Here is a 15,133-nt window from a genome sequence, read left to right as displayed (position 1 = left end):
CGCTAGCAATTTTATGGTCGGCTATCCTATCACTGCGCAATAAACTTGGCGCCCAATTCAACAATATTAGTACAGTATTGAGAACTTAACCTCATTTGTAGATGCCGTTTTCCTCATCCTCATCACTATCCATCTCCTCCAAAGCGAGGCTGCCAAAGGACAGACCGGGAGCCTTGTCCGCCTCTGCCGGCGTTGAATTTACTGGGTTTGGCGATTCGGCACCCACCTTGCGACTATCGAGTTTGATGCGAAGGCGCAAGTTGTTGGCGGAGTCGGCGTTGGCGATGGCCTCATCTTGGCTAATACGCCCCTCCTTAAACAGGTGGAATAAGGCGCCATCGAAGGTTTGCATACCCAAATTTTCCGACTTCTCCATAATTTCTTTTATTTCGTGGAAGCGACTGGTGTAAACCATCTCCTGTATGGTTTTGGTACCGATGAGAATTTCCACGGCGGCGCAGCGTTTGCCGTCAATGGTGGGAATGAGACGCTGGGATACGAAAGCGCGCAAATTTTGCGATAGCGATAGCAGCAGTTGTGGCCGCCGCTCTTCGGGAAAAAAGTTAATGATTCGCTCTAGGGCCTGATTGGCGTTATTGGCATGCAGAGTGGAAATCGCCAAATGCCCAGTTTCGGCAAATTCGAGTGCATGCTCCATGGTCTCGCGGTCGCGAATTTCACCGATAAGAATCACATCCGGCGCCTGGCGCAGGGTATTTTTCAACGCATTGCGAAAGCTTCGGGTATCAACACCCACTTCGCGCTGATTGATAATCGACTTTTTATGCCGGTGCACATACTCCACCGGGTCTTCGATGGTAATAATGTGCCCGGCTTTCGTGCTGTTGCGATGATCAATAAGCGCCGCCAACGAAGTGGACTTACCCGAACCCGTAGCGCCTACAAACAGAACTAAGCCCCGCTTAGTGAGGATAATTTCTTTTAGCACTTCGGGTAAACGAAGGTCTTCAAATTTGGGGATTTCAGCTTTGATATTACGCGCCACAATGGAGACTTCATTGCGCTGTTTAAAGATATTGATGCGAAACCGGCCAACACCCGCAATGGAAATGGCTAAATTCATTTCCAACTCCGAAGCAAAGGTCTTGCGCTGCTCATCATCCATGATGGCTTCGGCAATTGCCTCTATCTCACCGGCGGTATAGGGGGTTTGGCTAAGTGGCTTTAACTGACCCTGAAACTTGGCGCAGGGCGGAGCACCGGTGCTTAAATATAAATCTGAGCCATCTTTCTTCGCGAGAATACTGAGTAGATTATCTATTGGCGTGCTCATCACAGGCTTCCATTATCGACATAGGCACAAGTATAGGTAGGTTTTAACCATTTACCTGCTCAGGAATGGCCTGTGAATTGCTATAATGGCGCGAAACCCACCAAATGTATTAGTCTTATCGACACTATGGAAAAAACCCTTGTAACGCCACAGCCCAGAGTTAGATTGAAACCCAGACTCAAGCGGCTTTTCGACCTGATTCAAACGCACGCTGAACTCTACGACACAGTATGGGATTGCTGTTGTGATCACGGCTACTTGGGCGTGAAATTACTCCGCAAGCAAGTGGTGCCCCGGGTTGAATTTGTCGATTGTGTGGCGCACTTGATGACGGATCTGCGCTCACGCTTAGGCGAATTTAATACACAACACTACGGCGTGACTTGCGCTGATGCCGGTTCCATTGCATTAGACTCTAGCCACAGGCATCTGGTCGTACTGGCCGGCATAGGTGGAGAACTAGCCGCGTCTATCATCGGCAACATCATTGGCCGTTATCAGGCACAACGGATAGACTTTCTGCTCTGCCCGAACACCGCCCAGTATCAATTGCGCGAATTTCTCATCGCCAATAATTTCAAGCTGCTAGAAGAGAGTTTTATTAAGGAAAAACGCTGGAATTACGAAATATTACACGTCAGTTACCAAAATCCGGCAGCACAAACGGCCATCTCAGCTATTGGCCAACACTGGCAGGCGAAAAATCAAGATCACCACGCCTATTTAGCAAAAATGGCAAAGCACTACAGTGATCAAGCCAAGAACTGTAGCAGCGGTAAAGCGCAAAAAGTCGCCGCGCTTTACCGCGCCCAAGCTGAGCAGCTGGAATAATCACCGGCCAACAAAAAAACCTATCTATTTGACATAAACCGCTTAACTAATGAATGATAGCCACTCTTGAGTCGCTCCCGTTCAGCAATCAATTTGAGGCTACGCATGGATGCCATCCAATGGATACTACCCGAATTAAGTCATACCCAGTGGCTGGTGCACTCGCTGATATTTTTAACAAATGTCGCGCTGTTAATATTCGCTCGGCCCCTACTGCAAATGGTACAGGCCGGCATAGATAGCGATACCAGAATAAAAGTTTTTCGCGCGTTAAATATTCTTGTTCTCGTATTGCATGTGCTAGACCTAGCTCTCATAAGAACCAACGTCGGCTACGAAAATTATTTCATCAATGTTGGCCTGTCGCTAATGGCCATTTACGGTGGTCTATTCGTCAACAGCCTCGCCAGCTATTTTTCTCGCAAGCGCTTTGGCCATCAAAAAGTATTGGACGGGAAAAAGATTTTCTTAGACACCTATAGCAGCCGATTGGTCGACCTACTGCTACTGATGGTAATAACCTTAACGACGCTCTACGTCATTATTAAAATCTGGGGCGCCGATAGCCTATTAGAAACGACCGGCATCTTCGGTATCCTAATCGCCTTCCTGGCTTTCACTAGCTCCATTTGGGCGCCCGATATTATTAGCGGCCTAATCATTTTAAATACCGAAATCTTAGAGGACGGCGACGTCGTGGTTATCGACCGCCACCCAGACGAATACGTGATCAGCAAAGTGACGCTGATCTACGTCATTCTGTACGATATTCGCAATAACCACCGAACACTTATTCGCAATAGCCAATTCACCCAAAGTAAAATCGATAATTTAAGCCGAATCGCGAGTACGGACGGCATTCGCCAACCCCTCACCTATAAAATTGGCTACCCAGGTATTACCGGAACCTCAGCCAAAGAAAAAACCGAACACCTCAATATTTTCAAAAACAAAATTGACCAACTGTTCCGGCAGGCCTTTGAAGCCTGCGCCAGCAACAAAGACGTAAAGATTAACAACAACAAAATGTTTGAATGGGCGCTGACAAGCGCCGGGGATTACGCGTTGGAGTACACCCTGTGGTTTTATTTAGAACGCATTCCCAATACCAAACACACGTCGACGTTAAGAAAGCACCTAATGGGCACTGCCTACAGGGTTAACGAAGCGGTGTACACCGCATCGGTAATAGCAGATATTTCGCTGGCGACACCTGCGCTACTGGAGGCGCAGGTTAGATCGGAGGGTTAGATTGGTAAGGTAAGCGGTGTTTTAGACTCCGCACCCCACTGAATAGGCGGAAAATTCGAGTCTAACTCCTGTGCTTGGCCAGCCGCCTCCACGCTTTTAATCTGCATTTCAGATTTCGAATTAAACTCGACATGCACAGAGGTAATAATTCGCTCTGCCAATGAGCTCATCTCTAAAAATATAGCATCAGCATCTTGATCGGAGTTTACTTTACAGTAACGACGCATGAAGAAATTAAAACAAACTATTCTATTGCGCTCTAAAGGAGTAAAGAAAAAAAGCTCTTTATCAGTTCCATTTTCATGCATCATCTCCAAAGAGGCTGAGGGAAGGCGCGTATGGCCTCTGACTTTCCAGTTAAGGGGGCCTTTTACAGGATAAGGAACCTCTCCTTCAACTATGGTTTGACCAAATATACTTTCTAGAAAGCTACCAATACCATATTTGAATGCCTGAGCGTTAAAATAAGTTGCATGCTCTGGAAGTTCTGGAAACTCTAACACCGACAATCTCATGGAAAGTGACGCAGCATAACCTGCGAACCAAGGGGCATTAAAGGACCAAGCTCGAAAACAAGGCGACCACTCATTAATTAAAAAATTATTTTCTTTGGAAATAGCCTCAGAACCAAAATCCACCAAGGAATCACCTTTGGGCGACCGCTCAGAGGTAATCGATGAATTTGCCGGGTAATGAATTGGCGCTTTAAAACTTAGTAATGCACCGTCCAATTTTACATTCACAGGCCGCATAGTCTTTGCAACCGGGCAAATAAGACGTGAAGGATTATGCACTCGCCTCAACCTAGCTCGAGGATGAATGAACAGACCAAGCATTACAATTTCCCTTTAATTTGGTTGTGAAGCCGAGGGGCAACTTGCTCGACTACAGAGCTTGCAGCTGATATTCCACCTAAAACTCCGGACGCCACTGCTCCCATAAACGCCAATGCCGCAGGTAGCGCTGGACCGGTCATACTAATGCCTCCAGCCAAAAGCATATAGCCCGACAGAGTTGTAATAGCACCAATACCACCCTGTATAGATACACCCTGTTTTACAAGATCCACACTAGCTTTCGTTAAGTTATAAGACTGCTCACTTCTTAACCTAGCCATTATCGCACGAGGCTGACCTTGATTACCCACAACGTTTAAAAATCCAACTTTACTTACTTCTCGACCCAACTTCATTTGTAACCGGTGCGCTTGCTTCAGGGCATCATCTGACGATGTATTAGGCTCAACCATAAAAATACTGTGCTTATTTAATTTTAGCCCTTGATCAGCGAGTACACGCAATGCCTGTGTCAATACTGCTGATCCACCCCTTTCAGATACCCATAACACGCCCTCCTGATTTCTAGCGTCGTACATAGATTTGGCCAACATCAAGGCAGAATCATTTATTGCCATGTTATCAGTCGGCCTAAGTGCATTCCTGAGATTTTTCAAGCCACCTAACGAACGAACTCCAGGAGTGAAGTGATAATCGAATCCCTTTCTATTAATTACATCTCCACCGTAAGAAGGAGTACTACCTGCAGCAATTGCAGCAACTTCAATAGCGTCTGACACTTGAGAGTTATTTGAGTCACCAATTGCTACAACACGATCCTCGCCATCCCTGATTTTTCCGGACTTAGAAAGATTAGCGGCCCAATTATCTCGAACTTTACTTACTGAATACATTGAGGGTCGCTGCTCAACCTTAGTCACATCGAAATAATTCGAGTCAGCTTCAAAAAATAGAAGCTTGTATCCATCTGTGTCCAATTTTTCAGCCGTAACCTTACAGCCAGGCAAAACTACGACAAACTCTTCGCGGCCATCTCGACGACGACTACCTGGATGAACGAAGATGTTATTTTTGTGTAAGCGACCAGCAGCTAGGTCTTGGATTCCTTTAATCGTGACTTGCGCCCAATAATTATTGCGTTTTGCCAAACGGTAAAGCTCATCATAAATTGGCTTAGCTTGAGGCGTAATATAAACAGGTTTACCCGAAGTAGAACCAGCGATTAGATGGGAAGGTTGAAGCGGCTTGTCATCGAGAAGCATAGGATTAAGTCCTTTTGGTAAATCTCCTTGCCCTAAGGGGCACCCAGCCGAAATTATAAGCCGAGAAAATCCTAGGCTCTAGTCGATTTTCCGGATTTTGGGTATTTCATGGTGAACCATCTGGTGTGTACACCTAATGCCATGCAATTTCTTGAGAACAATAGAAACACACGTACCAAGTTAGGTGCTATTCCACCGTTAAAATCGCATAACGCCCTTCAAACTCCACAGCCCTCCTGCCACCGCACTCAATCACCGCACTTAGGGTTATGCTGGCTCTGCCCTTCGAGTTAAAGCGCTCGAAAAACTTCGCTAAGTCGACTTCGCTGGGGGCATTGCAGCTGGCATAAATATCGCCTTTTACAGGGGCGAGGTATTTAATATGACCTTCGGCCACCACTTGATTACACACCAAGCCCGCCTCTTGGGTTTTTAAATAGATCATGCCCCAACAAGCCATAACCGCTGCATTGTAAAGGCTGCCACCAAAGGCTGTGGATTTATCGTTGATGTTCGGGCCGAGTGGCGCGTGCAAAATAAGTTGGCTGCCATCGTAGCGCTCGACGCCTAGGCCCATAAACTCTGTAATGGGGAGTTGATGATCAAAAAAATCTGTCAGTAATTGGCTGTCTTGCACAAGATCCATGACGGTGTCTGCTCAGAAAAACCGCTATTGTAAAAGGTTTTCACTCAACAGACAGCCCAATTAGTAATCTGCATTTAAGCGCTGGCGCGCTGGGTCTTTCAGCCAATTATAAACAGCGCCGAACCACAGCAGGGCCGCACATAATAAACAAAACAGAAAGCCAAAACGCACGTGACCAAAGGCATCTCCTAACAGCCCCATAAGGAGTGGCCCCAAAGCTGCAGCGACTGCCGTGAAAAATAAGATTAAACCGGCAACGGCTCCGTGTTCGGATACAGGGAAACAACTTATACCTTTGGAATTTAAGGTGGGGTAGACAATGGACATAAATAAACCCGACAAAGGTAAAAGCCAAAGTGCTACGTCCACACCAAGCCACACACTTAACAGGTAACAGACAAAAATACCGCCCGTGAACAGCACCATGGCCAACTTCCAATCTAGGTGCAACAAAATCCAGGCACCCAAGAACCGGCCGGCGGCGCGGAAGATGAAAAAGATCGACAAAGCATAGGTGGCCACGCTAGTCCAGTGGCCGTCGTAGTCGAGCAGTAGCGTCGGCATCCATACATAGATTGCCGCCTCAACCACCACATAGAGCGCAATACCGCCCGAGAAAAATAGAGCAAATGGGTCGCGCATCATGCCAAAGGCAGCAGTCCAACGCACGGGCTCCTGCGGTTTTATATGCTCGGGATAACGGGTTCGCGAAGCCAATACAATCAACAGTACCGCACAAATACCCGCCACCAGATAAACATAAGTCCAGTCCACGCCACGGCTCAGTAAATAGGTCACAAGCGTAGGACCAATGATCGCACCAACACCAAAAAAGCCCTCTACCAAGTTCATGGTCGAGGTGTGCTCGCGGTTACTGCTGGAGATATCACCCACTAGGGCAAGCGCCGCAGTCTTAAAAATACCAATGGCAACACCGGTGACCAATAAGAGGCTCAGAAAATAGGCAAAGCTGTTGCCGACCATGAATAGAAAACAGGCCAGCGCAAACAAGGCTAAACCTATCAAAATAGAAGGCTTTCGACCCAACCGGTCAGCAAGAAAGCCGAGGCAAATCCCGCTCACGGCAATCGCAATCATGGTGCCGTAATGAAAGGTGGCGGCTTGGGTAAGGGTTAGATCGTAGCGCTTGATGACCTCTGGAATAATGACCCCAACAGCATCTGTAGTCATCGCAAAAATGAGGAACATAAAAAAGGTGAGTAGTTTGATGGCCCGGTTATTGGCGGCATCTGGTGTGTAATGTGACATGGAAAGCCCTCATGTGTGCCTTTTGGCTACTATTTATACTTATCGAGAAGGAGTGTAAGCTCAAAAAATAATCAATGCAACCGGTTGCAATAGGTATTGCAATCGGTTGTAATAAGATAAGCCTCACTCCTAAAGGCTGCTGATAATCAAAAAATAACCGGAGAGCAACGCAATGCACACAACTAATATCCAAGGTTTTCAACGCCATCCTTTATGCTGGCTAATTGCAGGATTGGCCCTAGCAACAACGTCACTCGCTCAAGCTGAAACTCTGGCGCTAGAAGAAGTGGTGGTTACTGCCGTACCAGGCGCCAAGTCCAAAATGGACAGTTCTGCATCTATCACCACCGTGAGTAGCGACCGAATAGACACAGCCGTGCCGCGCTCTACCACCGAAATTTTCCGCTCTATTCCCGGCATCCGCTCTGAATCATCGGCCGGCGAAAGTAACACCAACATCTCGGTGCGCGGTATCCCTGTGGCCTCTGGCGGCGGCAAGTTTTTACAGTTGCACGAAGATGGTCTTCCGGTTCTTCAGTTTGGCGATGTTATTGTCGGCAATGCCGATAACTTTCTTAGCTATGACTGGAGCATAGACCGTATTGAAGCACTTAAAGGCTCTACCGCTGCAACCATGGCCAGTAATTCACCCGCAGGCGTGATCAACTTCGTGAGTAAAACAGGAGAAGAGGAAGGCGGCTCAGTGGGCGTTAGTACAGGGCTTGATTACGACAGCACTCGCTTAGATTTTGAGTATGGCGCGCCCGTAGGCGACTGGGCCTTTCATGTAGGTGGTTACTATCGCCAGGGCGAAGGCGTTCGCGAAACCGGCTTCAACGGCAATGAAGGTGGCCAAATTAAATTAAGCGTGCGCCGTGGTTTCAACAATGGCCACGCGCGGGTCTACGTAAAAATGCTGGATGACCAAACCAGTACTTACTTGCCCATGCCGATCTTGGCCAGCGGCGACAGCATCAACGGCTTCGATGCACTCACCGGCTCCAATATACCCACCGAATTATTGCGGGCACGCACCGGCGACGGCGGTACAAGCATTCGAAACTCTAGTATTGGTGACGGCAGCCGAGTCAAATCTTCAGTCATCGGTGGTGAGTTTGAGATAGATATAACCGAAACTTTAACCCTAAGAGAAAAGATTCGTCTGGCACAAAACAGTGGCAGCTTTTTTGGCGCCTTCACCGCAGCGCTTGGCAGTGCCGACAACCCAGCAGCTATCTCTAGTCCACTGGTGAATGCCGATGGCTTGGCCTATGCCTCTGGGGCAAACGCCGGCCAGTTATTGAGTGCCAGTGAATTGAGCAACCTCAACGGTAACGGTTTGATTCAAAATATTCGCAGCTTCGATAACGACATCAAAAGTTTAGACAACTTCACCAACGACATCAGCCTGACTAAACGGTTCGAAAATTTTGAAATTACCGGTGGCTACTACACCGCGAGCCAAGACGTGGATGTCAATTGGTACTGGCAAACCTATTTAGCGGACGTATCGGACGATGTTCGACTGCTAGATGCCTATGAAGGTAATACCGCACTCACTTCGGGCGGACTAGTGGCGTACGGCGCGCCGGATTGGGGCTTCTGCTGCTATCGAGACACAGAGTTGTCGACTCAAGTGGATGCCGTTTACCTAGCCGGTAGCTTTGACATTAAAGACAACCTTATATTGAGTGCCAGTGTGCGTCACGACGACGGTGAAGGAATTGGTCACTACGCCTTTGGCAGCAACGCCGCCATCGATTTTGACGGCGACGGCATTATTTCACTGGCAGAAAGTCAGGCTCAAGTTATCTCGCAAGCGGCCATCGCCGGCTCTCAATATCGCTACGATTGGGCCTACAACTCCTACGCATTAGGCTTGAACTATTTGCTCACCGAAGCCACAGCACTCTTTGCCAACGTCAGTGAGGGTGGGCGGGCTAACGCCGATCGCCTAGGAGACGGTGGCTTTATTCAAAATGGTGGCGTTATCGATGGTGCGGTAGAAAATAAAGTGCGCCAATACGAAATGGGTATTAAACACGAGGACGATGGCTTCGGCATTTTTGCCACCGCCTTTTATGTGGAAACCGAGGATGTCAATTCAGAAGGCACCAATGGCAGTACCAATACGGCACGCTTGCGCGAATACGAATCGACCGGACTAGAACTGGAGGCCATTGCTAACTTCGACAATCTATCTCTGTTCGGTACCGTAACCTGGACCAACGCCGAAATTAGTGCCTCGAACGATACCAGCTTGATCGGCAATAAACCTCGTCGCCAAGCCGATTTTGTCTACTCCGCTAATGCTACCTATAACTGGCAGGAGCACGCCGTTGGATTAAATTTGATTGGTACTAGTGACTCCTATGCGCAAGATGCAAATGACTACAAACTTGAAGGCTATGCATACTTGAATGCTTTTATGCGCTACCAACTGGCAGAAGGTTTCACGGCAACGCTATCCATCAACAACCTGACCAACGCCATCGGCGTTACCGAAGCTGAAGAAAACACGCCGACGACAATCGCTGGCGTTGACTATGTGCGCGGGCGCTCAATTGCAGGTCGCTCCACTAACCTCGCTCTGAAATATCAATTCTGATCGGACCTCTCGTGGTTGCCGGGCCTGTACAAGGTCCGGCTTTTTTGGAGCCCCAGATGCAAACACCACTTATTGCCGCCATCGAAGCGGGCGGTACAAAATTCAATCTCACCGTGGGTTACCGTGTCGACCAGCCCTTGAGGCAAACGCGAGTTGACACGACAACGCCGAGTGAAACTCTACGCGCCTGCCAACTATTCCTGCGCGACGCCGTTAATACCTATGGCCCTTTGGCCGGGATTGGCATTGCTAGCTTTGGGCCCGTGTGTATAGATCCAAACAGTCCACACTATGGGCAGCTATTAGACACCCCCAAGCCAGGCTGGAGTGGAGCGGATTTACGCGCTGCGCTATTGGAATTTAATTGCCCTATCCGTGTAGACACCGACGTCAATGCCGCCGCATTAGCCGAGTACCATGCCCGTGGCTTTAAGGATCTCAGTCTCGCCTATGTAACACTAGGTACCGGGTTGGGTGTGGGTTTATGCAACAAAGGCGAAAGCCTTAGTACCCAGCTACACCCTGAGCTTGGCCACTTACATAGCATCCCTATCAAGGGCGAACCAAACTGCACTTGCCCATTCCATGCGGGCTGCATCGAAGGGCTCATTTGCGGCCCAGCTCTGGCTAAACGCTGGCAGATCGAGCCAAAAAACGCACCGACAGATCACCCATTGTGGGACAACGTTGCGCACCACCTCGCCACCTTATGTCACATCATTACCCTCGCTTATTCACCTCACACGCTGGTGGTGGGTGGTGGTGTTATGCAGCGGGCAGGTATGTACGAACGATTACAAAAAGCTTTTCAACGTCACGTTGGCACCTACCTCGGCCGACACAGTTTCCGCACGGGCATAGAACAATTTATCGAGCCACCGCGCCACGTCGACGCCGGTTTAGTGGGTGCGTTTTATTTGGCAAACACTTATTTAACAGGACAGCCGTTATGATTCCTAAACCCGCTGAGGGTGTCTTTGTACAAGGCATTGATCACCCAGACTTACACCTTTGGGACGCTTGGTCTTGCACCGACGGCGATGCCCTGCATTTGTATTGCCTTGCGGTTAGTCGCCGCTTAGCGGACGGCACACCCCTTAAGGCCGAAACTCGCAATAACCACCCCTTCCACATTCGCCATTTCCGCTCCGATGATGCGGGACTCAGCTGGCAAGATTTAGGTGTGTTTCAACAACACCAACAAGCCGAGGACGGCCACGATAGCCGAAGTATTTGGAGCGGCTCGGTGATGCGTTTAAACAGCGGCCAATGGCTCTTCGGTTACACAGGGTTGCGCGAGCGGGGAGCCCAACACAGCTTCGTTCAAAGCTTGGCTGCAGGGCTTTCTGATGATGGCATGGTGCTAACACTAGGTAGCCAACAGTTACTATTATGCCCAGAACGTGACTATGAGCTTATTAGATCCAAAGGCTACTATCTTGATAACCGTGAAAACCTAGGTAGTCATCAAGGTGAAGCAGGCGGCCCTATATTGGCTTGGCGCGACCCGTTTATGTTTTATGATTTGGCAGGGCAATTAATGATGGCGTGGGCGGCAAAGAAGTCGGCCACGGAAAACGCGATGGGCTTAGCACGCTTGAGTTTAGAGGGCGGCCAGATCAAAATTAACGAACTCATGGCGCCTATTACCCTGCCCGACGCGCAAACTTTCAGCCAACTCGAAATTCCAAAAATTTATGTGGACCCAATCAAGTCGCGCTACTTACTGATTATCGCCGCTTCCACACGAACGTCGGAACAGCAGCCCGATCACGAAATTGAAAAAACTATGCGCCTATACAGTAGTTACTCGCTCACCGGTCCTTGGCAACCAGGCGGCACCAGCACCAGCGTAATTGGCAATACACCCAATTATTTTGCAATGACAGTGTTGCAAACAAATTTCAAAGCCGAGCAGTTATCGTGCATATCACCAACCACAGAAGTGGCAAATAAACCGCTAACATTTGCCGCGCCTTTTACAATAGATCTTAAAGATCTCAGCCGTGCTGAGCAGCTAATCGCGCAACGCAATTAGCTTGAGCCGCGCACCACTACGTTGGGGTTCAGGCTAATAAACTCTGGCGCGCGCCCCTCTAGAGCTTCGAGTAAATTGTCCACCAACACCTTACCGCCCATGGTGAGGTTTTGGTGCACGGTGGTGAGCGGTGGATTGTAGTAGGCCGCTAAACTAATATCGTCGTAGCCAACCACAGATACCTGAGCTGGCACTGCTCTACCATTTTCTTGTAGTGCACGAATAGCAGACATAGCCAACACATCGCTAACGGCAAAAACCCCATCAAAGACCAATCCCGAATCAATAAGCTGCGACATCGCGCTGTAACCATCGGCCTCGCCATAACAGCCTTCCACCACTAGCTCGGGCAGTACCGATAAACCCGCTGCCTCTAATGCGGCGCAATAACCTTGGTAGCGCTGCAATACTTCAGGCAAGGATTTATAACCTAGAAAAACGATGCGCTTACGCGCGCGCGATAACAAATGCTCTGCCGCTCGTCGGCCGCCTAAAATATTATCACTGCCCACTACTGGGTAGCTCTGATCATCACTGATCTTTGCTCCCCAAACAGAAATAGCCTTAAACCTACTGGCAATACGATTAATAGTGTCGTGATGCGAGCCCTGACCAATGAGAATCACACCGTCGGCCGCGCGCTTGTCGACGAACGCCTCAATCCACTCGCCCTCTTGCGGTGCGATGCGAGACAACAATAATTGATGACCATGCTCGTCCACTGCCTCTGCAATGGCGGCTAGCAGCTCTAAGAAAAAAGGGTCGGATAATTTAAAGTCGACATCGATAGCGCTGGGTAGCAACACCGCGATAGTAAGCGATTCTTTTAAGCGGAAATTACGCGCTGCGGTGTTAAGCCGATAATTTTGTTCCTTGGCAATTTTCATCACCAAATCGCGAGTCTGCTGGTTCACCAAGTTCGACCCTGATAAAGCACGAGACACAGTGGATTTAGAAACCCCAGCCAGTCGCGCGATATCCGACATCTGAGGGTATTGCTGATTAGGTTTATCGGCCACACCTATCTCCTGCCCGCCATTGAAACCGCCAATCATTCAACCGGCGAATATTGGCAAGTGTGACACAGGCAGGATGACGAATCTATGGCGCTAGAGCAGGTCTAGAATGGTCTTTGCAGCACTATAAGGCGTTACGCGATTATCGATCACGTCGGCTCGTAATTCAGTCATCATTTGCTTAATGGCTGGGTTATCCACCAGTCGCTGCTCCAGCATCTGATGAATGAGCTTTTTCATCCAGTCGGCATTTTGCTTAGCGCGCTTGGCAGCGAAGGCTTGGTGCTCAATCGCTAAATCTTGGAACTCCACAATCATTTGCCAAACACTTTCAATACCCTGTTTATTCAATGCTGAACAGGTTTCCACCCTTGGCGTCCAAAAGGTGCCGTGGCGAATAAGGTGGAAGGCATTTTGATAATGCTGTTGCGTGCGCGTGGCGAGATTAATACTTTCACCATCGGCTTTGTTAATTACCAAGGCATCGGCCAATTCCATAATGCCGCGTTTGATACCCTGCAGCTCATCACCCGCATTAGGTATCATCAACACCAAAAAGAAATCTACCATGGCAGCCACTTCATATTCTGACTGGCCCACGCCCACGGTTTCCACCAAAATCACATCGTAGCCAGCTGCCTCACACAGCAACATGGTTTCACGCGTTTTTTGCGCGACACCACCCAGCGCACCCTCGGAGGGCGATGGACGAATAAAGGCATTAGCTTCACGCGATAGCTCTTCCATTCGGGTTTTATCGCCGAGAATACTGCCGCCACGTACCGGAGAGCTAGGATCTACCGCTAACACGGCCACTTTTTTGCCCAAGCTAATGAGATGTTTGCCAAAGGCTTCGATAAACGTCGATTTTCCCACACCAGGAATACCACTGATTCCAATGCGAATGCTGTTTCCGGTGTCGGGCAATACCGCTTCAAGTAATGCCTGTGCTTCCAAGCGATGACTGTCGAGCTTACTTTCAACCAAGGTGATCGCTTTGGCTAAAGCACGACGGTTACCTTGTTTCAACTGCGCTATGTCAATCATAGAATTTCATTGAGTAATTAGAATAAAAAAAACCTAAGCCAGAGCAATTCAGGCCAGTCCTAAGCCGGTTCTGCAGCCGCAAAAAAATGTTACCTAGACACCGTCAGGGCAATCGATGTACGTCTACCGACACTTCCAAAATAGGATTTTTACCGCCGCCAATAATCACCCCTTTCAGCGGCGTAACATCATAATAGTCGCGACCATAGGCCGCCACGATATGCTGATTACCTGGGCGCACATTATTGGTTGGGTCAAACTCAATCCAACCCTCACCGGGCGAAAGATAGGAGACCCAAGCGTGAGTTGCGTCGGCACCGACTAATTTTTCTTGCCCCGGGGGCGGCAGCGTTTCCATGTAGCCCGAAACATATCGCGCGGGAATACCCATAGCCCTTAAACAGCCTACTTGCAGATGGGCAAAGTCTTGGCAGACGCCGCGCTTATGTTGTAACACCTCAGACAAGGGTGTTGCTATGGTGGTAAAGCCGGGTGTGTACTTAAATTCTTTGTAAATCCGACTCGTTAAATCGGCAACACAAGAATAGAGTGAGCGATTCAAGGAGAAAGAAGGCCGAGCATAATTAGCAAGCGCTTCGCTAGCACGAATCATCGGCGAGTCCATGGAAAACTCACGAGCGCTTAATACATCCATCGACTTTTCAGTTTTAAAAAACTGCAGGGCATCGCCATAGCTCATACCCAAATCCAAATTGAGATCCAGGCGGGCATCTTTAGTTTCCACTTCGCTCTCAGCAATGATGGATAACTCTTTATGGGCCGACTGAATTTCAAAGTGATAACTTTTGTTGCCGAAGTAGTCGGTTCTGCGATTAGCGATGATAGGTTGTGGCGTAACCGTAACTTTACTTTTTACCGACTTTTGACGCTCGGTATCGCGCGGCACTAGGTTGGCCAAATTGTAACAATGAGTCACGCGGGCCGCATACTTATAGGTGGTGATGTGGCGAATTCGATAACGCACTAGCGCGCTCCTCCAGATCTTGCCTTGAGCCATAAAACGCCGCTGACTTTTCGAGTCAAAGGTTTCAGTCCTAAAACCAACGGTCTATC

13 protein-coding genes are annotated in these 15,133 nt (G+C 48.8%); 5 read left to right on the top strand and 8 right to left on the bottom strand.

Going from position 1 to position 15,133, the window contains the following annotated elements:
* Positions 1-91: 91 nt before the first annotated feature.
* Entirely contained in the window at positions 92-1,294 is a 1,203-nt protein-coding gene (locus QWY82_RS07945; protein ID WP_290261129.1) for a PilT/PilU family type 4a pilus ATPase, read from the bottom strand.
* Between the two features lie 72 nt (positions 1,295-1,366).
* Between QWY82_RS07945 and QWY82_RS07940 the strand changes: the two genes are divergently transcribed.
* Both QWY82_RS07940 and QWY82_RS07935 read left to right on the top strand, forming a co-directional pair.
* A complete protein-coding gene (locus tag QWY82_RS07940; RefSeq protein WP_290261127.1) occupies positions 1,367-2,125 on the top strand; it encodes a tRNA (adenine(22)-N(1))-methyltransferase TrmK in 759 nt (252 codons plus the stop codon).
* Positions 2,126-2,230: 105 nt separating this feature from the next.
* On the top strand, positions 2,231-3,376 hold the full coding sequence (locus QWY82_RS07935; RefSeq protein ID WP_290261125.1) for a mechanosensitive ion channel family protein: 1,146 nt from the start codon (positions 2,231-2,233) through the stop codon (positions 3,374-3,376).
* On the opposite strand, the gene QWY82_RS07930 is transcribed toward QWY82_RS07935, so the two are convergent.
* The 4 genes from QWY82_RS07930 to QWY82_RS07915 form a co-directional block, all read right to left on the bottom strand.
* Positions 3,373-4,119, bottom strand: a complete 747-nt coding sequence (locus tag QWY82_RS07930) for a hypothetical protein (protein ID WP_290261123.1) — start codon at positions 4,117-4,119, stop codon at positions 3,373-3,375. The genes QWY82_RS07935 and QWY82_RS07930 overlap by 4 nt on opposite strands.
* A gap of 92 nt (positions 4,120-4,211) precedes the next feature.
* The gene (locus QWY82_RS07925; protein ID WP_290261122.1) at positions 4,212-5,435 is read right to left on the bottom strand and encodes a hypothetical protein; all 1,224 of its coding nucleotides are present in this window, start codon (positions 5,433-5,435) and stop codon (positions 4,212-4,214) included.
* Between the two features lie 187 nt (positions 5,436-5,622).
* Positions 5,623-6,081: a thioesterase domain-containing protein gene (locus QWY82_RS07920; RefSeq protein WP_290261120.1), complete on the bottom strand. Its 459-nt coding sequence runs from the start codon at positions 6,079-6,081 to the stop codon at positions 5,623-5,625.
* A gap of 60 nt (positions 6,082-6,141) precedes the next feature.
* Positions 6,142-7,350 carry an MFS transporter gene (locus tag QWY82_RS07915; protein ID WP_290261119.1) on the bottom strand — a complete coding sequence of 403 codons (1,209 nt, stop codon included), beginning with the start codon at positions 7,348-7,350 and terminating at the stop codon, positions 6,142-6,144.
* 172 nt (positions 7,351-7,522) lie between these two features.
* On the opposite strand from QWY82_RS07915, the gene QWY82_RS07910 reads away from it, so the two are divergent.
* From QWY82_RS07910 to QWY82_RS07900, 3 genes are read left to right on the top strand one after another with little or no spacing between them, the layout of a single operon-like run.
* A complete protein-coding gene (locus QWY82_RS07910) occupies positions 7,523-9,958 on the top strand; it encodes a TonB-dependent receptor domain-containing protein (protein ID WP_290261117.1) in 2,436 nt (811 codons plus the stop codon).
* A gap of 56 nt (positions 9,959-10,014) precedes the next feature.
* Positions 10,015-10,911: an ROK family protein gene (locus tag QWY82_RS07905; RefSeq protein ID WP_290261115.1), complete on the top strand. Its 897-nt coding sequence runs from the start codon at positions 10,015-10,017 to the stop codon at positions 10,909-10,911.
* On the top strand, positions 10,908-11,996 hold the full coding sequence (locus QWY82_RS07900; protein WP_290261113.1) for a glycoside hydrolase family protein: 1,089 nt from the start codon (positions 10,908-10,910) through the stop codon (positions 11,994-11,996). The genes QWY82_RS07905 and QWY82_RS07900 overlap by 4 nt, the downstream gene beginning before the upstream one ends.
* Here QWY82_RS07900 and QWY82_RS07895 read toward each other — a convergent pair.
* The 3 genes from QWY82_RS07895 to QWY82_RS07885 form a co-directional block, all read right to left on the bottom strand.
* A complete protein-coding gene (locus tag QWY82_RS07895; RefSeq protein WP_290261112.1) occupies positions 11,993-13,015 on the bottom strand; it encodes a LacI family DNA-binding transcriptional regulator in 1,023 nt (340 codons plus the stop codon). The genes QWY82_RS07900 and QWY82_RS07895 overlap by 4 nt on opposite strands.
* Before the next feature lie 90 nt (positions 13,016-13,105).
* Entirely contained in the window at positions 13,106-14,059 is a 954-nt protein-coding gene (gene meaB, locus QWY82_RS07890) for a methylmalonyl Co-A mutase-associated GTPase MeaB (RefSeq protein WP_290261110.1), read from the bottom strand.
* A gap of 103 nt (positions 14,060-14,162) precedes the next feature.
* Positions 14,163-15,044 carry a transglutaminase family protein gene (locus QWY82_RS07885; RefSeq protein WP_290261108.1) on the bottom strand — a complete coding sequence of 294 codons (882 nt, stop codon included), beginning with the start codon at positions 15,042-15,044 and terminating at the stop codon, positions 14,163-14,165.
* Between the last annotated feature and the right edge of the window lie 89 nt (positions 15,045-15,133).

Origin of the sequence: Simiduia curdlanivorans, assembly GCF_030409605.1 — a bacterium.
Classification (GTDB): Bacteria; Pseudomonadota; Gammaproteobacteria; order Pseudomonadales; family Cellvibrionaceae; genus Simiduia; species Simiduia curdlanivorans.
Note: the sequence above shows the minus strand (reverse complement) of the source record. Positions and strands in the feature narration are given on the sequence as shown.